Annotated in this window: 23 protein-coding genes; 18 read left to right on the plus strand and 5 right to left on the minus strand. The window is 65.5% G+C overall.

All coding sequences use genetic code 11. The annotated features are described in order from the left end of the window. Positions 1 to 49: 49 nt before the first annotated feature. The 4 genes from QWY84_RS08015 to QWY84_RS08030 all read right to left on the minus strand — a co-directional run bounded on the left by QWY84_RS08015 (position 50) and on the right by QWY84_RS08030 (position 3950). Positions 50 to 1021 carry a quinone oxidoreductase family protein gene (locus QWY84_RS08015; protein WP_290202056.1) on the minus strand — a complete coding sequence of 324 codons (972 nt, stop codon included), beginning with the start codon at positions 1019 to 1021 and terminating at the stop codon, positions 50 to 52. A gap of 83 nt (positions 1022 to 1104) precedes the next feature. Continuing rightward, a complete protein-coding gene (locus tag QWY84_RS08020) occupies positions 1105 to 2106 on the minus strand; it encodes a TRAP transporter substrate-binding protein (protein ID WP_290202057.1) in 1002 nt (333 codons plus the stop codon). Between the two features lie 39 nt (positions 2107 to 2145). After that, positions 2146 to 3432, minus strand: a complete 1287-nt coding sequence (locus tag QWY84_RS08025; RefSeq protein WP_290202058.1) for a TRAP transporter large permease — start codon at positions 3430 to 3432, stop codon at positions 2146 to 2148. Next, positions 3429 to 3950, minus strand: coding sequence for a TRAP transporter small permease (locus QWY84_RS08030; protein ID WP_290202059.1), 522 nt, complete (start codon positions 3948 to 3950; stop codon positions 3429 to 3431). The genes QWY84_RS08025 and QWY84_RS08030 overlap by 4 nt, the downstream gene beginning before the upstream one ends. Before the next feature lie 356 nt (positions 3951 to 4306). On the opposite strand from QWY84_RS08030, the gene QWY84_RS08035 reads away from it, so the two are divergent. From QWY84_RS08035 to QWY84_RS08060, 6 genes are read left to right on the plus strand one after another with little or no spacing between them, the layout of a single operon-like run. Next, positions 4307 to 5398 carry a mandelate racemase/muconate lactonizing enzyme family protein gene (locus QWY84_RS08035; RefSeq protein ID WP_290202060.1) on the plus strand — a complete coding sequence of 364 codons (1092 nt, stop codon included), beginning with the start codon at positions 4307 to 4309 and terminating at the stop codon, positions 5396 to 5398. Positions 5399 to 5412: 14 nt separating this feature from the next. Continuing rightward, positions 5413 to 6579: an acyl-CoA dehydrogenase family protein gene (locus QWY84_RS08040; RefSeq protein ID WP_290202061.1), complete on the plus strand. Its 1167-nt coding sequence runs from the start codon at positions 5413 to 5415 to the stop codon at positions 6577 to 6579. A gap of 2 nt (positions 6580 to 6581) precedes the next feature. Beyond that, a complete protein-coding gene (locus QWY84_RS08045) occupies positions 6582 to 7787 on the plus strand; it encodes a CaiB/BaiF CoA transferase family protein (RefSeq protein ID WP_290202062.1) in 1206 nt (401 codons plus the stop codon). A gap of 43 nt (positions 7788 to 7830) precedes the next feature. After that, positions 7831 to 8655, plus strand: a complete 825-nt coding sequence (locus QWY84_RS08050; protein WP_290202063.1) for an IclR family transcriptional regulator — start codon at positions 7831 to 7833, stop codon at positions 8653 to 8655. Between the two features lie 47 nt (positions 8656 to 8702). Next, positions 8703 to 8894, plus strand: a complete 192-nt coding sequence (gene thmT / locus QWY84_RS08055; protein WP_290202064.1) for a 2-hydroxymuconate tautomerase — start codon at positions 8703 to 8705, stop codon at positions 8892 to 8894. Further along, positions 8891 to 10591, plus strand: a complete 1701-nt coding sequence (locus QWY84_RS08060) for a thiamine pyrophosphate-binding protein (protein ID WP_290202065.1) — start codon at positions 8891 to 8893, stop codon at positions 10589 to 10591. The genes thmT and QWY84_RS08060 overlap by 4 nt, the downstream gene beginning before the upstream one ends. A 232-nt stretch (positions 10592 to 10823) precedes the next feature. On the opposite strand, the gene QWY84_RS08065 is transcribed toward QWY84_RS08060, so the two are convergent. Then, positions 10824 to 11027 carry a hypothetical protein gene (locus tag QWY84_RS08065; RefSeq protein ID WP_290202066.1) on the minus strand — a complete coding sequence of 68 codons (204 nt, stop codon included), beginning with the start codon at positions 11025 to 11027 and terminating at the stop codon, positions 10824 to 10826. A 634-nt stretch (positions 11028 to 11661) separates the two neighbouring features. Here QWY84_RS08065 and QWY84_RS08070 point away from each other — a divergent pair. The 12 genes from QWY84_RS08070 (at position 11662) to QWY84_RS08125 (ending at position 24716) form a co-directional block, all read left to right on the plus strand. Next, positions 11662 to 12063: a VOC family protein gene (locus tag QWY84_RS08070; RefSeq protein WP_290202067.1), complete on the plus strand. Its 402-nt coding sequence runs from the start codon at positions 11662 to 11664 to the stop codon at positions 12061 to 12063. Positions 12064 to 12100: 37 nt separating this feature from the next. After that, positions 12101 to 12688, plus strand: a complete 588-nt coding sequence (locus tag QWY84_RS08075; protein ID WP_290202068.1) for a DJ-1/PfpI family protein — start codon at positions 12101 to 12103, stop codon at positions 12686 to 12688. Positions 12689 to 13159: 471 nt separating this feature from the next. After that, positions 13160 to 14518 carry an L-lactate MFS transporter gene (locus QWY84_RS08080; protein ID WP_290202069.1) on the plus strand — a complete coding sequence of 453 codons (1359 nt, stop codon included), beginning with the start codon at positions 13160 to 13162 and terminating at the stop codon, positions 14516 to 14518. A 72-nt stretch (positions 14519 to 14590) separates the two neighbouring features. Continuing rightward, positions 14591 to 14740 (plus strand): MFS transporter small subunit, encoded by a 150-nt coding sequence (locus QWY84_RS08085; protein ID WP_290202070.1) that lies wholly within the window; start codon positions 14591 to 14593, stop codon positions 14738 to 14740. 192 nt (positions 14741 to 14932) lie between these two features. Next, positions 14933 to 15394 carry an NAD(P)H-dependent oxidoreductase subunit E gene (locus QWY84_RS08090; RefSeq protein ID WP_290202071.1) on the plus strand — a complete coding sequence of 154 codons (462 nt, stop codon included), beginning with the start codon at positions 14933 to 14935 and terminating at the stop codon, positions 15392 to 15394. Then, positions 15394 to 16941 (plus strand): NADH-ubiquinone oxidoreductase-F iron-sulfur binding region domain-containing protein, encoded by a 1548-nt coding sequence (locus QWY84_RS08095; protein WP_290202072.1) that lies wholly within the window; start codon positions 15394 to 15396, stop codon positions 16939 to 16941. The genes QWY84_RS08090 and QWY84_RS08095 overlap by 1 nt, the downstream gene beginning before the upstream one ends. A gap of 10 nt (positions 16942 to 16951) precedes the next feature. Beyond that, positions 16952 to 19804, plus strand: a complete 2853-nt coding sequence (gene fdhF, locus QWY84_RS08100; RefSeq protein WP_290202073.1) for a formate dehydrogenase subunit alpha — start codon at positions 16952 to 16954, stop codon at positions 19802 to 19804. Then, positions 19804 to 20667: a formate dehydrogenase accessory sulfurtransferase FdhD gene (gene fdhD / locus QWY84_RS08105; protein WP_290202074.1), complete on the plus strand. Its 864-nt coding sequence runs from the start codon at positions 19804 to 19806 to the stop codon at positions 20665 to 20667. The genes fdhF and fdhD overlap by 1 nt, the downstream gene beginning before the upstream one ends. Before the next feature lie 15 nt (positions 20668 to 20682). After that, positions 20683 to 20928: a formate dehydrogenase subunit delta gene (locus tag QWY84_RS08110; protein ID WP_290202075.1), complete on the plus strand. Its 246-nt coding sequence runs from the start codon at positions 20683 to 20685 to the stop codon at positions 20926 to 20928. A 129-nt stretch (positions 20929 to 21057) separates the two neighbouring features. Further along, positions 21058 to 21954 carry a LysR family transcriptional regulator gene (locus tag QWY84_RS08115; RefSeq protein ID WP_290202076.1) on the plus strand — a complete coding sequence of 299 codons (897 nt, stop codon included), beginning with the start codon at positions 21058 to 21060 and terminating at the stop codon, positions 21952 to 21954. Between the two features lie 248 nt (positions 21955 to 22202). Continuing rightward, positions 22203 to 23069, plus strand: coding sequence for a glutathione-dependent disulfide-bond oxidoreductase (gene yghU / locus QWY84_RS08120; protein ID WP_290202077.1), 867 nt, complete (start codon positions 22203 to 22205; stop codon positions 23067 to 23069). 306 nt (positions 23070 to 23375) lie between these two features. Further along, positions 23376 to 24716, plus strand: coding sequence for an aq_1923 C-terminal domain (locus QWY84_RS08125; RefSeq protein ID WP_290202078.1), 1341 nt, complete (start codon positions 23376 to 23378; stop codon positions 24714 to 24716). Positions 24717 to 24839: the final 123 nt, after the last annotated feature.

Consider the following 24839-nt stretch of genomic DNA (forward strand, 5'->3'; position numbering starts at 1 on the left):
TATTGTCCACTGCCGGGGTGCGTTGTTCCGTCATCCGCCCTGGTGCCATTCATACGGTCAGGATGGTGGATCCGGTCGTACGTCGGGCTTCGAGCGCTTCGTGGGCCTGTTGGGCCTTCTCCAATGGGTAGCTCTGTCCGATCTCGATGCGCAGGATCCGGCGGTCCAGTGCGTCAAACAGCTCCGATGCCGTAGCCTCGAGCTGGCGTCGCGAGGCAATGAAGTCGGGCAGCATCGGTCGCGTGACCGTGAGCGAACCGCCTCGCGCCAGTTCGGCAAGATCCAGCGGCGGTGGGGCTCCTGACGACTGTCCGAACAAGACCAGTATGCCGCGGGGTCGCAGGCATGCGAGTGAGCCGGACAACGTCTCCCGACCCACGGAGTCATATGCGACCGTCACCCCCTGATCGCAGGTGATCTCTCGCACGGCTTCCCGGAAGTCGTCCCTGCTGTACACGATCGGATAATGGCAACCGTTTGCCCTGGCAATGGCCGCCTTTTCGTCAGTGGATACCGTGCCGATCACTGTTGCGCCAAGCGAGGACGCCCACTGGCACACAAGTACGCCGACGCCGCCGGCGGCGGCCTGGATCAGTACCGTGTCGGAGTCGGAGACCGAGTGGACGTCACGGACCAGGCACTTCGCTGTCATGCCGCGAAGCAGACTGGCCGCTGCCGTGTGATCGTCAACGGACGGGGGCAGTTTGACCAGGCGGTCGGCGTCGATTAGGCGTGCCTGGCAGTAGCTGCCGCTTACCGATGCGTAGCCGACGCGATCGCCGGGGACGAGATGGGTAACACCATCTCCGACCTCCTCAACGACGCCGACACCTTCCCTTCCCGGAATGAACGGAAGGGGCGTGGCATACAAGCCGCTCCGGTAGTAGACGTCCGCGAAGTTGCAGCCAATGGCCGTGTGGCGTACGAAGACTTCGCCCGCATCGGGGTGGCCCACGCGAATCGGCTCCCACTTCAGAACATCCGGCTCGCCCGGTTGGTGTACGCGGATCGCGTAATGCATGGCGCATGGCCCTGTTTGCTCGCAAGGCGATTGCCCGGAGTCCAGGAAATGCCGGGACTCCGGGCGTGAACGGCCGAACTGCTTTAGTCTTCCTGCATCCCCCGGATTTCCTCGACCAGACCCTCGCGCCAGAGGTCACCTTCGAATTCCTGGTAGACGTCTTTCGACAGCTCCCGGAACGCCGGACGGTTCGGGATCGTGACCTGCATTCCGGCTTCGAGCATTGTGTTCAGCTGGCGCTCTTCACGATCCTGGCCTTCACGCGTGATCATCTCGCCGGCCTTCTCGACTTCATCCACGACGATGTCGCGGTGTTCCTCCGAAAGGTTCTGCCAGGTTCTTTCGGAGGCATACCAGCCGTACAGGGAGCGCACGTGATTACTGAACGCGAAGTAGTCGGTTACCTCGAAGAACTTGCTGGGAACAGTGACGTCAAGGCCGTTATCCTGGCCTTCGACGACTCCCTGGCGCAGAGACATGTAGAGCTCGTTGAACGCGATGGGCGTGGGCTCCATGCCCCAGGCCTCGAACGTGGCGATGGATACCGGGTTGGGCAGTACCCGAATCTTGATTCCTTCGGCATCCTCCGGTCCGAAAATCGGTCCTTCGGTGGTGTTGATCGAGCGCGGTGCCCGATCACCTCGGACCGCAAGAACGCGAATCCCCTTCTCTTCACGGAGGCGTTCGTACATCGGGGCGAACACGTCGGAGTTATAGATCCTCCGGGCAGCGTCCTGCGACTCAAAGAGGTAGGGGACTTGACCGACGAAGAACTCTTCGTGGCCGTCGACGTAGCCGAGCAGTGAGACATCGACGAAGCTCATGTCCATGGTTCCCTGGCTCAGCTCCTGCCATGTCTGTCCGACGTCGCCCAACTGACCGGCGGGATATACTTGTACGTCGATTTCGCCGTCAGTGCGTTCCCTTACCGCGTCTGCAAACTGATTGATCGCGTCGTTCTCCAGAGAGTTCTCTGCGAACACGTGGCCGAAACGCACGGTGGTCTCGGCGCTTGCGGTGAGTGGCGTGAACACCGTCGTGGCGGTCACCAGGGCAATGCCCAGGCTCAGATTTCGTAGATGCATGGTTTCTCCTCCAATTACTCGCAGTGATGTACAGGCCGGCTACCGTGCGAGCTGCGGCAGCCAGAGGATGAGCTTGGGAAACACGGTGCACACGAGCAGCACGCCGACCAGTGCCAGGAAGAACGGCATGACGCGACGAATGACCTGTTCGACAGGCAGGCGTGCGACCGACGCGGTGATGAACAGATTGAGCCCCACGGGCGGGGTCAGTAGACCGATCATCAGATTGAGCACGACGATGAGGCCGAAATGCACGAGATCGATGCCGGCGGCCTCGACAATCGGCAACAGAATCGGCATGAAGATAACCATCGCGGGCAACGGCTCGAACACGCATCCCACGATGAGCAGCACGACATTGATCACGAGCAGGAGCTGTACTTGCCCCAGGCCGAGCCCTTCCACGAAATCCCCGAGCGTGGGGCCGACCTGAAGTACAGTCATTCCCCACGCGAAGGTCGCGGCGGTTGCCAGCGTGATGAGGATGACCCCTGAGGTGACGGCGGCGCTGCCGAAGACGTCGGGCAGGTCGCGCAGTGTTAGCTGGCGGTTGACGAAGAATGCGACGACTACCGCATAGGCTGCGGCGATGGCAGCAATCTCGGTCACCGTGGCAATGCCCGTGACAATTCCCCCGATGACAAAGGCGGGCATGGCCATGGCGAGGAAGCCATCGAGCAAGACGCGCCCGCCTTTGGCAAACGGAATGGCCTCCATGGACGGCTGGCCCTCGCGCACCGCTTTCCAATAGCAGATGGCCAGCAGGGCAATGCCCATGAACAACCCCGGAATAACGCCCGCAAGGAAGAGTTCGCCCACGGAGACGTTGGCCAGGACGCCGAAGACGATGAAGGGGATGCTCGGCGGTATGATCGGACCGATCGTGGCAGCGCTGCCGATCAACGCGGCGGAGTAGGCCGGATCGTAGCCGTCGCGGCGCATGGCGGGCAGCAACACCGATGCCGTGCCGCTGGCGTCGGCGACGGCCGAGCCCGACACACCCGCCATCATCATGTTGATTAACACCCCGACCATGGCGAGGCCGCCCCGGAGCCCCCGGATGACCAAACGCGCAATCTCAAGGAGTTGCTGCGTGATCCCACCGCGGTTCATCAGCTCGCCGGTCAGGATGAATAGCGGGATTGCTGCGAGCTCGGTGCCGGTGATTCCCTCAAGCATGCTTCGAGGGGCCACCGAGAGCAGGGAGAAGTCGCCGTAGACCATCATGATGATGATGACGCCGACAGCCGCCATGACGAGCCAGATTTCCAGACCCAAGAGCGTGAGGGCGAAGAAGATACCGAAGCCGATGGCCGCATCGATCATGACCGGGTCCTCGTCCGAATGCGGCTGTGTAGTAGCAGGCCCTCCAGTACGAGCATTGCCACGAGTGCGACGGGAAGCGCCAGGTAGACGAGCCCCTTGGTGAAGGCGACTCCTCCTATGGAAGCATCGAAGCCGGTCATGACCGCGGCCTTCGAGGCGATGAGGAAGACGACCATCGTCGCGATGCGGATCACCCAGATGCCGCTGCGCACGGCTACCCGAAGGACGCTCGGCATCCAATCGACAAACAGGGAAAAGCGGAGATGGCTCGCACTCGCTACGGCCGCAACCGCACCCAGGAAGACCATCCACACCTGGAGCAGGATCGTGACCCCGGGGATGGAGGCCTGGAGATAGCTGGTCCCCGGCACGTACCGCATGATCGTTCCCGCAAGCATGACGAGAAAAACGCCCAACAGGCAGGTGCCGGCAAGATGGCGGAACACTCCGCCGATCTTGTTTGCGACAGGACTTGCGGGGATGGACGTCGCCTCCTGCTGTTGCAGTGGCTCAACCATGGTTCTCTCCTCCCACGATGTGCTTTGCCGTTGTCCCGCTGCTCACCCACACAGATGAACTTGTCGTACCCGAAACTTCGCAGCCATTAGATGTGTGTGCTTTCAAATGGCCTGGCTGAGCTGCATGTACCGGGCCGCCGCCCCTATCGCGCTTGGTGCCCCGTGCTACGTCATCCACGTTCGCTTGAGCTGCTCGCACGTGGTGATGGGCTTGTGCGCGAATGCTTCATTATGTGTGGGTAAATATTTTGAATAATGAAAGTATAGTTGCAACATAGGCCATCTTATGTTCGACTGTCAACATAGGATTATCGGTAGGTGGCGTAGAAAACAGGGCGGAACGAGGGGAAGCACGCATGCGCGTGACGGATATGGACCTTGCAGCGGTCGACCTTCCACTGGAGCGGCCGCTACGCACCGCGATTCACGACATTCGGAGCGTGTCGTGCTTGCTCGTGACATTGCGGACCGACGACGGGCTGACGGGCGAAGGATATGCCTTCTGTTTCGGTATGGAGCGGCTTCGGGCCATCGCTGCAGTTGTCGAGAGCCTGCGGCCTGTGGTGGTAGGGCAGGACCCGCTGCAGCCGGAAGCCCTCTGGCAGAAGCTCTTCCATTCCCTCCACTTCTTCGGTCAGAGCGGCTTGTCTGCAATCGCGATGACGCCCATCGATGTGGCGTGCTGGGACCTTGTGGGCAAGATGGCCGGGCAGCCCCTGTACCGGCTGTTTGGCGCGTATCGGGATCGTGTGCCCGCGTACGCCAGCGGAGGGCTGTGGCTGTCGTCTGATACCGACGAGCTGCAGGCGGAGTCCAAAGCGTTTGTCGAGCAAGGCTTCCACAGGGTGAAGCTGCGCCTCGGATCAGGTCGGTGGCAGGACGACATGGCCCGCATCGAGGCAGTCCGGGAGGCGATTGGCCCGCATGTAGGGTTGATGGTTGATGCAAACCAGGGGTTGACCCAGGACGCCGCCTTGCGCTTGGGCCGCGCACTGGATGACTACGAGCTGATCTGGTTCGAGGAGCCGGTTCCAACCTGGAATGATGCAGCCAGTGCCGCTGTTGCCGCCGCAATTGATACGCCGTTGGCGAGCGGCGAGAGCGAGTACCTGCGATACGGGTTGCGACGCCAAATCGAGAACCGATCCGCTGACATCCTCATGCCGGACCTGCAGCGCATGGGGGGCTACAGCGAGTTCCTCAAGGCGGTCGGCCTCATGTCTGCCTACGACATGCGGTTCTCACCCCACATCTTCACCGAGCACAGCCTGCACCTGGTGGCCAGTTCGCCGAACGCACTCTATGTCGAGCATATGCCCTGGTTCGGGGCGCTCTTTCAGGAAGACTTGACGCTGGACGCCCAGGGCGCCTTTGCCCTGCCGGAGCGTCCAGGTGTCGGGTTCAACTTCGACTGGGAGGGCCTCGACTCCCACAGAGTTGCCCTTTAAGTGGAGACGACGCTATGGATTTTCAGCTGAATCCGGATCAACGGGCGTTGCAGGATGCTGCGCGGCGATTCGCCCAGAACGAACTGCCGGAGCTAGCCCGGGAGCTGGAACGCACCAATGAGCCCGTACCGAAGGCTTGGTTGCGACGCTACGCCGAGCAGGGGTTCCTCGGGGTCAACCTGCCAGTGGAGCTGGGCGGGCTGGGACTAAGCAACCTGGATGCCATGATCGTGCTTGAGGAGTTCGCCAAGATCTCCGTGGCGGTTGCCTTCCCCGTCTTCGAGAGTGTCTCGGGGCCCATCCACGGGATTGCCGAGCTTGGTGAGCCGGCGTTGGCGAAACCCCTTTGCAACGCGGTTTGCCAGGGTGAAAGCGTCGTCGCGGTGAGCATGTCGGAGCCGAATGCCGGTACGGCGTTGACGGATCTCACGACACGGGGGCGTATCGAAGGCGACGAGATCGTCCTGAACGGCCAGAAGCGGTGGTGCAGTGGCGGAGGGCATGCCGATGGCTACTTCGTTTATTGTCGTCTTTCGGAGGATCGCGGGGCAAAAGGCATTGGTGCTGTCTATGTGGAGGGGGATCGGGACGGGCTGAGTTTCGGGCCGCCGGAAGAGCTTATGGGCTTTCGGGGTGTTCCGAGCGCGGATATCTTCCTCGACGATGTCCGTGTCCCGCGGGACCATCTGATCGTGCCGGCCGGCGGGTTTCGCCAGCTCATGGAAGTGTTCGACCTCGAGCGCTGCGGAAACGCCACCATGAGTGTCGGCCTGGGGGCCGCCGCGCTGGATCAGGCGCTGGCATACGTCCAGGAGCGGCAGCAGTTCGGCAAGCCCATCGCGGACTTTCAGGCGGTGCAGCTGCGGCTCGCGGAGATGGCGATGCAGGTCGAGGCGGCACGCCTTTTGGTCTGGCGGGCCCTCGCCGGCAGTGGAGGCGGGCATCAACTGCCCTCGCTTGCAGACACCAGCCTGGCCAAGTGCTTCGCCAACGAAATGGTGCGCGATGTATGCGGGCAGACGGTGCAGATCATGGGCGGCTACGGCTACCACAAGGAATACGAGGCCGAGCGCCGGTTTCGTGACTCCTGGGGATGGGGTATCGCCGGTGGCACCATCGACATACAGAAAGTCAATATTGCGTCCTCTTTGATCGGTCGGCGATTCAACCAGCGGAGTTGAGCATGGGGGATGCGACGAAAACAACAACGGGCTCCGGCGGGCCGCTTGCCGGGATTCGCGTGCTCGACCTTTCCCGGGTGCTGGCCGGCCCCTGGACGACCCAGTGCCTGGCGGATCTCGGCGCTGAGGTGCTTAAGGTCGAGCGGCCCGGAGAGGGCGACGAGACACGAAGCTGGAGTCCGCCGTACATGGACGGCCTGGCTGCTTATTACACGTGCGCCAACCGCAGCAAGAAGAGCTTGTGCCTGGATCTCAAATCGGACGAGGGCAGGCAGCGGGCCCAGGAACTCGCCCGACACGCGGACATTCTGGTGGAGAACTACCGGGCGGGCACCCTGGAGCGGTACGGCCTCGGGGTCGAGGCACTACACGAGATCAACCCTCAGCTCATCTATTGCTCCATTTCCGGCTACGGCCGTACCGGTCCCAATGCCGACAGGGCTGGCTACGACTACGTGATCCAGGCGGAAAGCGGGCTGATGTCGGTGACCGGATTTCCCGACGGGCCCCCGACCAAGGTGGGTGTTGCCGTTTCGGATCTGTTCGCGGGGTTCTACGCTACCCAGTCGATCATCGCGGCACTGTATGAGCGCGAGCGAACAAAACAGGGCCGGTTTCTCGATGTGGCCCTGTTTGACTGCCAACTGGCCGCCCTCGCCAACGTCGCGGCCAACGCCATGGCCACGGGCGAGCCATCTCCGCGCTATGGCAATGGGCACCCCAATGTTGTGCCGTATGATGTGATTGAGGCCTCGGATGGACCGATGGTGGTGGCTGTCGGGAATGACCGCCAGTTCCAGATATTGTGCGAGGGCGTGCTCGAGGCACCGGAGTTGGCGCAAGATCCTGGGTTTCGGACCAATACGGCGCGACTGGCCAACCGCGAGCGGTTGCTGCCGGAGCTGCGGTCACGTTTCGCACAGGCGAGCCGTGCGCATTGGGAGCAACGCATGGCGGAGTATGGATTGCCGGCAGGAGCGCTGCGCAATGTCGACGAAGCCTTGAACTCGCCCCAGGTCCGCGCCCGGTCATTGATTCATACCTTTGCCAACCGCGACAGTACGCCCGGGATGAATCCCATCAAGGTGATCAAGTATCCGATCCCCATGGATGACGCCTCGAATGCGATGACGCCACCTCCGCAGTTGGGTGAGGGAGGAGAAGAGCTGGCCCGGCGGTGGATGGCAGAGAGCACCGACGATGGATAATGGTCATCCTGGCACGTGAACGGCGGCGGAATCAGGAGCCGAAATGGCGGACAACACAAGCAGTGCGGCATTCAAGACGGAACAGCCACCGAGCGGAACGCTGGCGCGCGGCCTCGCGATTCTCAGAACGGTTCTGGATGCCGCGCAGCCGTTGGCATTGGCCGATATCGCCGCCGCAACACAGCTCGATCTGAGCACGACACACAGGCTGGCGCGCACGCTTGAAGACAACGGGTACCTGGTGCGCATCGGCAGCTCCAAGCGCTATGCCGCGTCGCCCCAGGCGCTAGAGCCGCTGCCGGTCATGCACCCCATCCAGCAGCTTCGGCGCGAGGCCCGATCGATCATCGAGGGCCTGGCGAGCCGCCTGCGTGAGACCGTGGTTCTCGTGCTTTACCTGGACACGGAACGCATGGTCGTCGATATCGCCCAGAGCCAGGGTTCCCTTGCGCCCTATTACAACACCTGGCTGAACGGGCCCTTGCACGGGTCTGGCTCCGGGAAAGCGCTGCTGCTGAGCCTCTCGCCGAAGGAGCGCAATGAGCTTCTCGGGAAGGAGCCTTATCCTGCTGTAACGCCGTATACGCTGACGTCACACGAGGCGCTGGAAGCGGATCTCGCTGCATCGAAAGCGAGGGGCTTCGTTTCGACCCGGGATGAGCATTACGTCGGTCTCAGCGCTGTCGCGGCAAACGTCCCGACATGGCACGGCAAGAGTACGGGGTGCCTGGTGGTGACCGGGCATACACGGGACTTGGACGCCGAACGGATCGCCAGCGTCGGTGAGGAACTGGCCCGTGTGTCCGGGCTGATGCTGTATCAGGCTCCCAGTCTTAAGGCCGCGGCCCAGAGCCTCGGAAACTGGTGAAGGGGGCGGAGCGCGTACCCATTGAGGTAACCGGAGGAAACAGAGACATGCCGATCGTGAACATTACGCTGATCAAGGGCCGCACCAGGGAACAGAAAAACAACATGTACCGCGAAGTGACCGAGGCGATACACCGCACAACCGGAGCCCCGGCGGACAAGGTCCGGATCATTGTCAATGAGGTCGAGCCCGAGCATTTCGCAGTCGGTGGTGAGGCGAAGGGCGGGCCGTCGTCATGACTGAGTCGCAGCAGCCGCACACCCTGGAAAGGGGTGATGTACCGGCGAAAAGCTCGGGTGGCCAGATCCTCGTGCAGGCAATGCGTCTGCACGGGGTCGATCGCATCTTCTGCGTGCCGGGCGAAAGCTACCTTGCCGTGCTCGATGCCCTAGTGGATGTTCCGGAGATCGAGATTGTCGTTTGCCGGCACGAGAGCGGCGCAGCGATGATGGCCGAGGCCTACGGGAAATATACGGGTCGACCGGGTATCTGCTTTGTCACGCGGGGGCCGGGTGCGACCAATGCCGCATCCGGCTTGCACATTGCCCAGCAGGACTCGACGCCGATGATCCTCTTTATCGGGCAGGTCGAGCGCGGAGCTCAGGAACGCGGGGCATTCCAGGAAATCGACTACCGGCAGATGTGCGGGCCACTGAGCAAGTGGGTCGCCCAGGTGGATAGCGCCGCTCGTATTCCCGAGTTCACGAGCCGGGCCTTTTACACGGCGACGTCGGGGCGTCCCGGCCCGGTAGTGCTCGCTCTCCCGGAAGACATTCTCACGGAGCAGGCCGTGGCGAACCCGGGCGAAGCCTGCGCGGGTGTGGAAAGCGGGATCGCAGCCGGGACACTCGATCGGGTTCGTGACCTGATGGCCTCGGCCGCACGGCCTTTCGTTGTCATCGGGGGAGGAGGCTGGAGTCAGTCCTCGTGCGATGCATTGCAGGAATTTGCGGAGGCGTGGAATCTACCGGTCGCGGTCTCCTTTCGCTGCCAGGGGTACTTCGATGCCCTGCACCCGAATTACGCCGGTGACGCCGGGCTCGGGGTCAACCCCGAGCTTGTGACCCGTATCCGGGAATCGGACGTATTGCTCGTCGTGGGGGCCGAGCTGGGTGAGGCAACCACTGGCGGCTACACGCTGATCGATATCCCAAGGCCGCGCCAGACACTGATTCACATTCACGCCGACCCGTCCGAGCTTGGACGTGTCTATCAGCCGGATCTTGCGGTGAACGCATCGATGCAGGCAGCCCCCGGTGCCCTGGCGTCCCTGGAGCCGCCCGAAACCGTTCGCTGGAGCGACTGGACGCGGGCGATTAATGAAGACTATCTGGCGTGGAGCGTGCCACCGGAGAATCCCGGTCCCCTCCAGATGGGCCAAGTCCTGCGAGCCATCGACGACCGGCTGCCGAACGATGCAGTGATCGCAAATGGCGCCGGGAACTACGCCATCTGGCCGAATCGGTTCCACCGATACCGCCGTTTCCGCAGCATGATGGCGCCCACTTCAGGATCCATGGGCTATGGTGTCCCGGCGGCGATCGCCACCAAGATGATTCAGCCGGCGCGGTCGGTAGTGGCATTCACCGGTGACGGGTGCTTTCTCATGACGGGCCAGGAGCTGGCAACGGCCGTGCAGTACGAGGTCCCGATCGTCATTGTGCTGGTGAACAACAATATGTACGGGACGATCAGGATGCACCAGGAACGTGAGTATCCGGGTAGAGAGTGTGCTACCGCCTTACGCAACCCGGATTTCGTCGCTCTGGCGCAAGCATATGGTGCCTATGCCGAACGGGTCGAGACGACGGAGCAGTTTCCAGTGGCACTGGATCGGGCAATAGAAGCACAACGTCCCGCGCTCTTGGAGCTGATGCTGGATCCTGACGCGATATCGCCGACGCGAACTCTTGGCGAGCTGCGTAATCGTGCATAACACCCAGCGCTTTGAATGCCGGGGGTACTGAGCGAACGGTTACTCGTTTACGCGAGGGCTTGGCAAGAATACGTCGATCCAAGATTGCGCTCTCACGGAGGCCCGGTCGGCCGCCTGCCGCCGCGGGTGCCCATCGACTTTGCCGAATGTCAGCTTTCGCCCGGTCCCCGACCTCGTCGCTGCCACGTCCGTTGCTTCGGGTGCTTTCGAGCAGGTCCTCCCGGAGTGGCACCTATCCGAAGGCACGCCCCGCGCCATCGCGCTCGGTGGCCAGCTCCACCGCGCCGCCGGCGGACTCCACCACTGCCTCGGAGACTGCCGCCATGGGCGCGGCAGCGCCATCGCCTTTACCACCCTGTGGAGGGGCGTACTGGATCTGGTGCCAGGCCGCCGTCAGGAACGCCACCAGCACGATCAGCAGGAAGACGATGTTCATGGCCGGGACCGCTCTCGTGGGACAGGCGGCCAAGGATCCGGTCTCGGGCCCGCAGGGTCAAATGTACAACGCCACCTGCCGCGTCTGCACTCCATCTCAAGTGACCCACACTTTGAAGTCGGTCCGTGGACCGATGCCGGCCAGGTACGCCGCCGTTCGGCGGCCCGTGATTCGGGCCTCGGCATCGCCGGTTGCACGGGATGTGCGGCGTTTGCTTGGGGCATCGCATCGGAATCAGTTCATCATTTAATAAAGTGGTTGGTTGAGAGTGGGGGCACTGCCATATTCAACTCCATGGTTGAATTAAGAACGCCCCAACTGGATTCCGTCTTCCGCGCCCTTGGTGACCCCCACACGCCGACGGATGCTGCGCGAGATGGCCGATGGCGAGCGAACGGTTGGGCCGGCTCGGAACCCTTCGATATGCCGCTCGCGGCCGCGTCGAGGCACGTCAAGGTGCTCAAGAGGGCCGGGCTGATCCGGCGCGAGGTGCGCTATTGCGCCCTGGTATCCAGCATGTACGCGGGCTCAAGGCGCTCGTTGTGCATCAGCATACGCCGGAGTAGCGCCGTTGCCGGGCCGGGCGCCGCGGCCGAGCATCATGATCACGCCCGGTGAAAGGGGGGTCTGCGCAATGAAGATCGTGGTGAACATCGATGTCCCGGAGCTCGCCCCGGCGATTGCGTTCTACTGCGCCGCCTTGGGGCTGAAGCACAACCGCACGCTGGACGACGACGTGGCAGAGCTGACGGGCGCGTCCGTGGTCATCTACCTTCTTCAGAATGCGCCCGGGTCCCGGGCGGCGGCCACGGCACCGGATGCGCGCAGGTACGTCAGGCACTGGACGCCGGTCCATGTCGATTTCGTCGTGGATGATATCGCCGCGGCGGCCAATCGCGCCCTTGAGGCGGGCGCGAGCCGCGAGAGCGAATGCATTGAGTGGCGGGGGTCAAAATGCGTGACGTTCTCGGACCCGTTCGGCCACGGGTTCTGCCTGATCGAGTTTGCAGGAGAGTCGTACAGGTCGTACAGCTAGAGCGCGCGTGTGGCGCTGCCCTTCGCCGGAGGTGTGTGTGAACGTCGGAATCTATCTGTACCCGGGAGCGGAGGTGCTCGACTTCTCGGGGCCCTTCGAGGTCTTCTCCACGGCCGCGCGCATCAGCGGCGACGCCGTGCCGCCGTTCACGGTGTTTCTCATCGGCGAGACCGCGGAGCCGGTGGCCGCGCGCGGCGGCTATCGGGTGCTGCCCGACTTCACGGTGCACGAGCACCCACCCGTCGACGTCCTTGTCATCGCCGGCGGCGTGTACACCGATGCGATCCGGAATGCGCCGGTTCTCCAGTGGATCCGTCGGCAGCGCCGGTCGGCCTCCGTCGTCGCCACCGTGTGCACCGGAATCTTTCTGCTGGCGGCGGCCGACGAGACCCTCGGCTGCCGGGTGACCACCCACTGGGAGGATATCGGCGATCTCCGGCGAATGTTCCCGCGCCTGGAGGTGATCGAGGGGGTGCGGTGGGTGGATGCCGGCCCCGTGGTGAGCTCGGGCGGCATTTCCGCGGGGCTGGACATGAGCCTGCACCTGGTCGCGCGCCTGCACGGTGATGATCTCGCCGAGCGCACCGCATATCAGATGGAGTACATCTGGAATCGCAGGGCCTGAAAGCTGCCCGGCTCAGGGCCCGCCGCATGCCGTTCGCGCGTCGACCGCCATCCCGCCGCAGGGTCGCATGGGGAATGCATCGGGTCGCTTCCCCCCTGTCGGCTGCTATTCCTTCCGGTGGTCCATACTGACCGGACAGTCGAGATCCTGCATTTCTCAGCCCGCCGCCGAATTCCTGATTCATTCTGCATATATTACGGAAGATGGCGTCGCTGTTTTCGCCTGTTTGTTCGTTAAGTCCTCGCAGATGAAGGTATTTGCCATTTCTTTATCAGAATTGGCAATCATTCCATTGCTGCTGTCGATTGCATCCCTCGATATTCCTGTGCTTTAACCGGTTAGCGCAGAACTCGGAGGTGTTCCGCTTACATTCATTCAGCGGCCCTCGCCTTCGAGCGCCGGGCACGACCGTCGTCCCCGGCTGATCGCATCGCGAGAGTGCGTCATAAAGATAAACGGAGGAGAAGCTGCATGGCTGGTTTTCTGGATAAGCAAAGTACCGTCGCGGAGCCCGGCTTCAACCGATGGCTCATCCCGCCCGCCGCCCTGGCCATCCACCTCTCCATCGGCCAGGTCTATGCATTCAGCGTGTTCAACGAGCCGTTGACGCGGATCATCGGGGTCACCGAGTCCGTTCCGGAGGACTGGAAGCTCACCACTCTGGGGTGGATCTTCAGCATCGCCATCGCGGTACTGGGCGTTACCGCCGCACTCGGCGGGCGCTGGGTCGAGCGGGTCGGGCCGCGCAAGACCATGGTCACGGCGGCCGCCGCCTGGGGCGGCGGATTCCTGATCTCCGCGCTGGGGGTCTGGGTGCATTCCGTATGGCTGCTCTACCTCGGGTACGGGGTGTTCGGCGGCATCGGCCTGGGTTTCGCCTATATCTCCCCGGTGAAGACGCTCATCCGTTGGTTCCCCGACAAGCCGGGCATGGCAACCGGCATGGCCATCATGGGCTTCGGCGGCGGCGCGATGATCGGCTCGCCCCTGGCCGTGAACCTGATGGAGTTCTACTCGGGCCCGAACAGCGTGGGCGTAGCCGCCACCTTCGCGACTATGGGCGTTCTCTATTTCATTCTCATGATGTTCGGCGCCCTGATCGTGCGCGTCCCGCGTGATGGCTGGGCGCCCGCGGGCTATGACCCGAGCACGGCCACCAACGGCAAGCTGCAGACGGACGGCCACGTGCACGTGGATCAGTCCCTGAAGACGCCGCAGTTCTGGCTGGTCTGGGCCGTGCTGTGCCTGAACGTGACGGCCGGCATCGGCGTGCTCGGCCAGGCTTCGGTCATGAGCCAGGAGATGGTCGGCATCTCGGCTTCCGCCGCGGCCGGGTTCGTCGGGCTGCTCAGCATCTTCAACATGGCGGGGCGCTTCTTCTGGGCCAGCCTGTCCGACTACATCGGCCGCAAGGCGACCTACACCACGTTCTTCGTGCTGGGCATGGCGCTCTACGCCGCGGTTCCCTCGATCGCCTCCGGCGGTATCGTACTGCTGTTCGTGCTCGCCTACCTGATCATCATGAGCATGTACGGCGGCGGCTTCGCCACGGTGCCCGCCTACCTGCGCGATCTGTTCGGTACCGCCCACGTGGGCGCGATCCACGGCCGGCTGCTCACCGCCTGGTCGGTGGCGGGCATTCTCGGGCCGGTGCTCATCAACTACCTGCGGGAATTCCAGATCCAGGCGGGCGTGGCGCCGGCGCAGGCGTACTCGCTGACCATGTACATCATGGCGGGCCTGCTGCTGGTCGGCTTGGTCTGCAACCTGGCGATCGGCGAGATGCAGAAGAAGCATCTGATGGCCGAGCACGAGCTTGCGTACGAGTAAAACCGGCAAGGGGGAGGGCCCTCTCGAGGCCTTCCCCCGAAAGCCGGACCGTTCTGAATGAGGAGAATCGTCATGTCCGAACAGAATCAGTCAGGTGCGAGCACGCAGGAGAGCGTCGATCCCGCTACCGGCAAGCTGGTGGTGTCCTGGGCGGTGGTACTGGTGCCGCTCGCCTACGGCGTCTTCAACACGATCATGGACTCCATACCGTTGTTCACCTGACGGCGGACGCCTGCCGGCGGACGGATTCGTCTCCGCCGCCGGCTGCATTTCAGAAAGCCATTTTTCATAGAAATGGCCGATAAAACGATCGGAAATCACCATATATTTCCGGTTTGGGAGCCGGGTTAATTACTCTATACTTTTCGAGTAATAATACAGACCGGGGCGAGGACCCTGGCCGGGAGGAGATCGATGAACAATTCTTCCGAAATTTCGCCCGATACGGTGCGGGCGATTTGCGCTGCTCACGCGCATCGCCGTGGTCCCACGCTCGAGATCCTGCACGCGCTGCAGCGCGAGTTCGGCTTCGTGCCGTCCAGCGCGCTGCCGGTGATCGCCGAGGAGCTGAACGTGACCCGGGCCGAGGTCCACGGCGTGTTCAGCTTCTACCACGATCTCCGCGACCAGCCGCCGCCGCGGCACACGGTGCGGGTCTGCCGCGCCGAGGCGTGCCAGTCGATGGGTGCGCGGGCCGTGTGGGATGCCGCCCAGAGGGCCGCGTCGACCACGCCGTCGGTGGAGGTCTCCGAGGTCTTCTGCCTCGGCAACTGCGCCTGCAGCCCGGCCATCCAGGTCGACGAGCGCACCCGCGGGCGCATGGATCCCGGCCGGGTGACCGGCATCATCGAGCAGCTTGATCGGGAGGCGTCGTAATGAGGCTTTTCGTTCCCGCGGACAGCACCGCTGTATCCATCGGCGCGGACGAGGTCGCCGCGGCGCTGGCGGCCAGGGCGCCGGACGCCGAGATCGTGCGCACGGGCTCGCGCGGCCTGTACTGGCTGGAGCCCCTGGTGGAAGTCGAGCACGAGGGGCGCCGCCTCGGCTTCGGCCCCCTGGCGCCGGCCGACGTCGACGGGCTGCTCGAGCGCCTGGCTGCCGGCCAGCTGGACGGCCCGGGTGCCGTCGGCGACGTGGATCAGCTCCTGGCCGGGCAGGGCCAGCAGCGGATCACCCTCGGGCGCTGCGGTGTGGTCGCGCCGGGGTCGGTGGCCGACTACGAGCGCCACGGCGGGCTCGCCGGCCTGCGCAATGCCCTGGCCATGACGCCCCAGGCGGTGGTCGACGCGGTCAGCAACTCGGGGCTGCGCGGGCGCGGGGGCGCCGGCTTCCCCACCGGTACCAAGTGGCAGACCGTCCACGACACCGACGACAGCCCCAAGTTCATCGTCTGCAACGCCGACGAGGGCGACAGCGGCACGTTCGCCGACCGCATGCTGATGGAGGGCGATCCGCTCGCCCTGATCGAGGGCATGCTCATCGCCGGCGTCGCCGTCGGGGCCGAGCAGGGCTACATCTACCTGCGCTCGGAGTACCCGGACGCCCTGCGCGTGCTCCGGGCCGCGCTGGCGGACGCCCGTGAGCACGGCGTGCTCGGTGACGATGTGCTCGGCTCCGGCAAGCGCTTCGACATCGAGATCCGCGTCGGCGCCGGGGCGTACATCTGCGGCGAGGAGACCTCCCTGCTGGAGAGCCTGGAGGGCAACCGCGGGATGATCCGCTACAAGCCCCCGCTGCCGGCCATCAAGGGCTTCTTCGAGAAGCCGACGGTGGTCAACAACGTGATCACGCTGGCCACCGTTCCCGGGGTGCTGATGGACAACGGCGAGAGCCACAAGGCGCTCGGTACGGGCAAGTCGCTGGGCACGCTGACCGCGCAGCTCTGCGGCAACGTCGCCCGCCCGGGGCTGTACGAGATCCCGTTCGGCATGCCGCTCGGGACACTCATCAATGATCTCGGCGGCGGCTCCGCCTCGGGGCGGCCGGTACGCGCCGTCCAGGTCGGCGGGCCGCTCGGGGCCTATTTCCCGGTCTCCAAGTTCGACGCCCGCCTGGACTACGAGTCGTTCGCCGAGGCCGGCGGGATGATCGGCCACGGCGGCGTGGTCGTGTTCGACGACACCGTGGATCTCTACCAGCAGGCGCGGTTCTCCATGGAGTTCTGCGCCAAGGAATCCTGCGGCAAGTGCACCCCGTGCCGGGTTGGGTCGACCCGCGGTGTCGAGGTCATCGACCGCATCCACGCCGGCACCGACGTGGAGTCCAACATCGAGGTGCTGGACGATCTCTGCGAGACCATGGCGAGCGTGTCGCTCTGCGCGCTCGGCGGGCTCACCCCGTTCCCGGTGCGCAGCGCCCTGCGCTACTTCCCGGATGATTTCCACACGGCCGTGCGCGAGCACGTCGAGACGGCACACGAGTGAGGAGACAGGTATGCCTGTAAAGTGCGAAATCGACCTCGGTACCCCGCCGAGCCGCAGCGAAGAGACGGTGACGCTCACCATCGACGACGCCCCGGTCACCGTGCCGGCCGGCACCTCGGTCCTCCGCGCCGCTGCGGAAGGGGGTATCGACATCCCCAAGCTCTGCGCCACCGACAGCCTCGACGCCTTCGGCTCCTGCCGCGTGTGCGTGGTCGAGATCGAGGGCAAGCGCGGCTTCCCGGCGGCCTGCCACACGCCGGTGGAGGAGGGCATGGTCGTCCACACCGAGACGCCGCAGGTCAACAAGCTGCGCCGCGGTGTCGTCGAGCTGTACATGTCCGACTACCCCGTGGACGACCTGCCGGCCCGCGGCCACGAGACCAACGAGCTGGAGCGGGTGGTCCACCGGGTCGGGCTGGAGAGCGTGCGCTACGGCTTCACGGGCGCCAACCACCAGCACGCCGAGCTCGACGAGTCCAACCCGTACTTTACCTTCGACCCGAGCAAGTGCATCGTGTGCTCGCGCTGCGTGCGCGCCTGCGAGGAAATCCAGGGCACCTTCGCGCTGACCATCGAGGGCCGCGGCTTCGACTCCAAGGTCAGCGCCAGCCAGGATGAGCCCTTCCTCGACTCCGAGTGCGTCTCCTGCGGCGCCTGCGTGGATGCCTGCCCCACGCCGGCCCTCATGGAGAAGTCGGTGCTGGAGAAGGGGGAGCCGGACCGCAGCGTCATCACCACCTGCGCGTACTGCGGCGTCGGCTGCTCGTTCAAGGCGGAGCTGCGCGGCGACGAGGTTGTGCGCATGACCCCCTACAAGGACGGGCACGCCAACCACGGCCATTCCTGCGTCAAGGGCCGGTTCGCCTGGGGCTACACGACCCATCCGGACCGCATTACCAAGCCGATGATCCGTGACGACATCCATGAGCCCTGGCGCGAGGTGAGCTGGGACGAGGCCTTCGCCTTTGCCGCGGAGCGCATCAGTAGCATCCGTGATACGCACGGCCGCGGTGCCATCGGTGCCATCACCTCCTCGCGCTGCACCAACGAGGAGACGTACCTGATGCAGAAACTGGCGCGGGCCGGTTTCGGCACCAACAACGTGGATACCTGTGCGCGGGTCTGCCACTCGCCCACCGGCTACGGGCTGAAATCCACGTTCGGCACGTCCGCGGGCACCCAGGATTTCGACTCGGTGGAGTCGGCCGATGTCATCTTCGTCATCGGCGCCAACCCGACCGATGCCCATCCGGTGTTCGCCTCGCAGATGAAGCGCCGGCTGCGTGCCGGAGCCCGGCTGATCGTGGCCGACCCGCGGCGCATCGATCTGGTGCGCAGTCCGCACGTCGAGGCGGACTACCACCTGCAGCTCCAGCCCGGCACCAACGTCGCGCTGATCAACGCCCTGGCCCACACGGTGGTGAGCGAGGGCCTGGTGGACGAGGATTTTGTCCGCGGGCGCTGCGAGCAGGAGGAGTTCGCCGAGTGGCGCGAGTTCATCCTGCGCGAGGAGAACAGCCCGGAGGCCCTGGCGGACGCCACCGGCGTGGCCGCGGAGACGGTCCGTGCCGCCGCGCGCCTCTATGCCACCGGCGGCAATGCAGCCATCTACTACGGCCTCGGGGTCACCGAGCACAGCCAGGGCTCGACCATGGTCATGGGCATGGCGAACCTGGCCATGGCCACCGGCAACCTGGGCCGCGACGGCGTGGGCGTGAACCCGCTGCGCGGGCAGAACAACGTCCAGGGATCCTGCGACATGGGCTCTTTCCCGCACGAGTTCCCGGGCTACCGCCACATCGCCAACGACGAGGTGCGCGGGCTGTTCGAGCGCGAGTGGAACGTCACCCTCGACGCCGAGCCCGGCCTGCGCATCCCCAACATGATCGATGCGGCCATCGAAGGCACGTTCAAGGGGATCTACATCCAGGGTGAGGACATCCTGCAGTCGGATCCGAACATCCAGCACATCGCTGCCGGCCTCGGCGCCATGGACTGCGTGATCGTGCAGGACCTCTTTCTCAACGAGACGGCCGGCTACGCCCACGTGTTCCTGCCCGGCTCCACGTTCCTGGAGAAGGACGGCACGTTCACCAACGCCGAGCGGCGGATCAACCGCGTGCGCAAGGCCATGGAGCCGGTGGGCGGGCTCGCGGACTGGGAGATCACCCAGCGCCTGTCCAATGAGCTCGGCTACCGCATGGACTACAGCCATCCCGCCGAGATCATGGACGAGATCGCGCGTACGACACCGACGTTCGCGGGCGTCAACTACGACAAGCTCGACCGCCTGGGCAGCATCCAGTGGCCGTGCAACGACAAGGCCCCCGAGGGCACGCCGGTCATGCATGTCGACGAGTTCGTGCGCGGCCGCGGCCGCTTCATGCTGACGCCCTACGTGCGCACCGAGGAGCGGGCCAACCGCAAGTTCCCGCTGCTGCTGACCACCGGTCGCATCCTTTCGCAGTACAATGTGGGGGCGCAGACCCGGCGGACCGAGAACCGCCGCTGGCACGCCGAGGACATTCTCGAGATTCATCCGCACGACGCGGAGGAGCGCGGCATCAGCGACGGCGATACGGTGGCCGTGGCCAGCCGTATCGGCCAGACGTCGCTGCGTGCGACGGTCAGCGAGCGGATGCCGCAGGGCGTGGTGTACACGACGTTCCACTTCCCGGAGACGGCGGCCAACGTGGTCACGACGGAGGAATCCGACTGGGCGACGAACTGCCCCGAGTACAAGGTGACCGCCGTTCAGGTCAGTCTTTGCACCACGGCGACCGACTGGCAGCAGCGCTACATGCAGTGGCGGCTCGAGACCACCCGTGTGGCCGGGGAAACCGAACAGCCCGAGAAGGCCTGATGAGCGCGGAACCGGATCCCGCCACACCACCGACCAGCGCCGCCCCGGAGGGCGGTGCGGCGGCGCGCGCGGTCACGGCCATCGGCTACCGGAGCTGGGACGGTCAGACATTCCGCAAGGGCCTGCGCAGCATCCCGGTGGAAGCCGCGGTGGCGCTGCGCGTGGGCGGCCGGGACTACGCGGTCATGCTCGCCACGCCGCGGGATCTGGAGGATTTCGCCTACGGCCTGATGCACGGCGAGGGCCTGATCCGCGACGCCGGGGATGTCCGTGCCATCCGGCGGCCCGAGCACGATGCCGGCATCGTCGTGGAGGCGGAGCTGGACGAGCGCCGCGGGCGGCCCGGCGGCAGCGGGCGCGACCGTCGTCTGGCCGGGGTAAGCGGCTGCGGCCTCTGCGGCGTTGAGAGCCTGGACGACGCCCTGCGCCCCATACCGCCGGTGACGGCAACGCTGCGCATCGCTCCGGAGGCCGTCCGGCGGGCCATGTCCCAGCTCCGCTCGTGGCAGCCGCTGAATGCCGACAGCGGTGCCCTGCATGTCGCCGCCTTTGCTTCGCCCGACGGCGCGCTTCGGCTCAGCCGCGAGGACGTGGGTCGCCACAACGCCCTGGACAAGCTCATCGGCGCGCTCCTGCGCAGCGGTATCGAGCCGCAGGAAGGATTCATCGCCCTGAGCAGCCGGTGCAGCTACGAGCTGGTCCAGAAGGGGGCCGCGTTCGGCGTGAATCTGCTGGTGACCGCCGCGCCGCCCACGAGCCTTGCGGTGCAGAGTGCGCGCGCCGCCGGCATGACCCTGGTGACCAGTGCCCGCGACGGCGGCTTCATGATCGCCGCCGACGGCAACGGCATCGACTACGATTGAACGCAGGAGGAATCGATGCAGGACGCGAAGATGGTGCGAATGGCCAACCAGATCGCGGACTACTTCGCGGCCTATCCGGCCGAGCGCGCGGAGCGGGAGGTGACCAACCACCTGCGCGCTTTCTGGGAGCCGCGTATGCGGCGCCAGCTCGTCGAGTACGTGCAGGCGGGCGGCGACGGGCTGCACCCGCTGGCGGTCAAGGCCGGCCGGGATCTCGCCGATCCGGAGGAGGCGCCATCCGCCTCCGGCACTACCCGGTAGGAATGCCTGCGTGATGGCCGTGGGGTTCTTTGCACTTTAGCTGCCGCACGGCTTGCGGTATGTTGCGGTCCGCCACGGCGGTGCCGCTGATGTCTCGTTCGCTCCGACGCTACTCCGGGGGCCAGTAACTTGGATATCCGCCAGCTCGAGTATCTCGCCGCGCTCGCCGAGGAGCGCCACTTCACCCGCGCCGCCAACCGTTGCAACGTGACCCAGCCGACCCTCTCCGGGCGCATCCGGCAGCTGGAGGAGCAGCTCGGCGTGCCGATCGTCCAGCGCGGGCACCGCTATCACGGCCTGACCCGCGAGGGCGAGCACGTACTGCGCTGGGCGCGCGTGATCATCGACAACCGTACGGCGCTCATGCAGGAGCTCTCGGGGCTCAAGGGCGGGCTGGCCGGCCGCCTCACGCTGGGCGTCATCCCCTCGGCCCTGCCGATGGTGAGCAGCGTCACCACGGCGGTGCGCGACAAGCACCCCGGGATCACCTTCACGGTCTGCTCCCAGGCATCCCAGGATCTCCTTCGCGATATCGGCGAGTTCCGGATCGATGCCGGCATCACGTATCTGGACAACGAGCCGCTGGGGCACAGCGACGAGCTCGTTACCGAGCCGCTCTACGTCGAGTCCTACCGGCTGTTCATTCCCAGCGACCACCCCTGGGCGGGACGCGAGAGCGTGAGCTGGCACGATGCCAGCAGCCTGCCGCTGATCCTGCTCACCCCGGATATGCAGAACCGCCGGATCGTGGACGGCGCGTTCCTGCACGCGAACTCGCTCCCCATCTCGGAGATCGAGACGAATTCCGTGATCACGCTGTGGTCGCACGTACGCTTCCGCGGCTGGGCGAGCGTCATGCCGGCGTATTTCGAGGGGCTTTTCGGGGCCGACAGCGGCGTCGTCGGCCTGCCGCTGGTAGAGCCGGAGGTGGAGCAGCAGGTCGGCCTGGTGACGCTCCAGCGCGATCCGATCCCGCCGCTGATCGAGGCACTGCGCGAGGCCTGCCACCATCGGCTGGAGTGGTAGCCGCTCGATACCTCCGGCGGCGTCCGGCCATGGCGGGCGCTGCACGCAGGGCCGTGTGCTGGTACCGTTGTTCTGGAATTATCGGTCCCTTACTGGGCTGATCCCGCGGAAGTGCAGGGGCCGGCGCCGGCGGGCCGGTTGAAAAACCGACCCCGCCACCCCCATGCCAGTGCGGGACGCCACTGGGCCCGGCCGTGCGGGCGAGGCCCGAGATGCCATCGCGCACCATCAACCCTGGAGAGACCCTGATGACCGACGGAACCTATACGCCACCCCGGGTGTGGACCTGGGAGAAGCCGAGCGGCGGCAAGTTCGCGAGCATCAACCGCCCCGTCGCCGGGCCCACGCACGACAAGGCGCTGCCCCTGGGGAAGCATCCGTTCCAGCTCTACTCCCTGGCGACGCCCAACGGCGTGAAGGTCACCATCCTGTTCGAGGAGCTCCTGGCCATGGGGTTCCAGGGGGCGGAGTACGACGCGCACCTGATCCGGATCGGCGAGGGCGAGCAGTTCAGCAGCGGGTTCGTGGAGGTCAATCCCAACTCCAAGATCCCGGCCATGCTGGATCGGACCACCACGCCGCCGACGCGGGTGTTCGAGTCGGGCTCGATCCTGCTCTACCTGGCCGAGAAGTTCGGCGCCTTCCTGCCGGACAACCACACGGCCCGCACCGAGTGCCTGAACTGGCTGTTCTGGCAGATGGGCAGTGCGCCGCTGCTGGGCGGCGGTTTCGGCCATTTCTACGCGTATGCGCCGGAGTCCTACGAGTATCCCATCAACCGCTTCACCATGGAGGTGAAGCGCCAGCTCGACGTGCTCGACCGCGAGCTGGCCGAGCGCCGCTATATCGCCGGTGACGAGTACACCATCGCCGACATGGCGATCTGGCCCTGGTACGGCCAGCTCGTGAAGGGCCGCCTCTACGACGCCGGCGAGTTCCTCCAGGTGCACACCTACGAGAACGTGCTCCGCTGGGCGGACGAGATCGACCAGCGGCCGGCCGTGCAGCGCGGGCGGATGGTGAACCGCGTCTGGGGCGAGCCGCACAGGCAGCTGCCGGAGCGGCACGACGCCAGCGACTTCGAGCACCGGACGCAGGACAAGATGCAGGCATAGCCCGGCGCCGGAAAGCGGAGGGCGGGAGCCGAAGCCGGCCCCGCCGTCTCCGGTGAAGCGCGAACGCTCGCGGCGCTCGCGAGCGCCGCATCATTGCCAAGCCCGTCCCGTTTCATTAGTTTGCCAAGTTGGGGAAATGGGCTGTGGTATCTGGCCCGCATCCAGGGACGGTTCCCCGAACCCCTCTCCTGGAGCGCGCCGGTGCCCGTCAGTCCGCTACGGCGGGCGTTGTCCGGGGTCAGCCTTCAGCTGCGGCTCCGGGCGCCGATCACCCCGGCATAACCAGAGAATCGTGAGGGGCAAATCGTGAAACGGGCACTGATCATTACGGCGCTGATCGTCGTCGTGGGGGGCATCGCCGGGCATACCTACGCCACCTGGCGGATCGAGAGTCACCTGGATGACCTGGCCATGCAGACCCGCCCCATGGGCACGTTCGAGTACGGGGATGTCTCCATTACCCCGTGGGGGGAGGTGGAGATCGAGGATCTGGCCTTCAGCCCGCGGGGGCCGGGCGAGGAAGCGCGGGTGGACAAGGTGATCCTGCGCACGGGCAGCCTGTGGGCCCTGTATCGCCTGTCCGGCCAGTTCGAGGACCGTCGCCTGCCGGCGCAGCTGGGGCTGACCCTGGAGGGCGTGCCGCTGGATCTCTACGCCATGGATGACCGCCAGTGGCAGATGATGCAGCCCGCGGCGCGGCTGGACGTGGCGGGCTGCGGCGAGTCCGGGGAGCTCACCCCGGAGGAGCTGGCCGATCTGCTGGGCGCGTCCGGCGGCGAGCTCGCCATGGACATGGACATGGACTACCGCTTCGAGGACCGCTCCCTGCAGCTGTCCTTCGCGTCGCGGGTCCAGGACATGGCGGACCTCACCGCTGACATACGCATCGGCGTGACCGCGCGGTCGCGCAGTGTCGCGGAGCTCGCCGCGGCAGCCTCCACGGCGGAGCTGGAGGCGATCGATCTGCGCTACCAGGATCACGGGTACTACCGCCGGCTGCTGGATCACTGCCAGCAGGAGAGCGATCTCGGCCGGGAGGCGTACCTGGAGCGTCATGCACAGGCCTGGGAGGCGCGGCTGCTGGAGGCCGGGATCCAGCCCGGCCCGAACATGCTGGCGGCCTACCGCCGGTTCATCGATGAGCCGGACCGCGTCACTGTCGAGATCCGGACACGGCACAGCCTGCCGGTGATGCGGATGGGGGAGATGCGGCCGCAGACCTTGCGCCAGTACCTGCAGGGCCAGATCTACGTCAACGATGACTCCATCGGCCGGCTCGACATCGCCCGGGCGGAAGGCCGGCAAGGGCAGGCGAGCGGCCCGTCGGCCGCCGGGAAAGGCGGCGACGGCGAGGGTGAGACCGGGGCCGGGCGGGCGCCGGCTGACCAGGGCGGGCAGGCGGCCCGGAGCGATGACGCGGGCGACGAGCCGTCCGCCCCGGATGACGGCTATACGCCCGTCCCGGTCGCCGAGCTCGGCAGCCACGAGGGTGCCTATATCCGCGTCCGCACCGATGACGGCGAGACCTCGTTCGGCTACCTGGATGCCGTCGAGTCCCGGCGGCTCCAGCTCCGGCAGCGGTTCAGCGGCGGCCACATGGTCTCGCCGGTGTACTTCGATGCCATCGAGGAAGTGGCGGTGCGCTAGTCCGGGGGCGCGTCCGCCCCGGGCGGGAGGCGCGACGCGACGCCGGGGCATGCTCGACAAGCGCCGTTTTCGTGCCATGCTGATGCTGTTCCAGGCACTGTTGCAGGCTTCACCCGGCCGGCG

The organism is Aquisalimonas lutea (assembly GCF_030409225.1).
GTDB classification, from domain to species: domain Bacteria; phylum Pseudomonadota; class Gammaproteobacteria; order Nitrococcales; family Aquisalimonadaceae; genus Aquisalimonas; species Aquisalimonas lutea.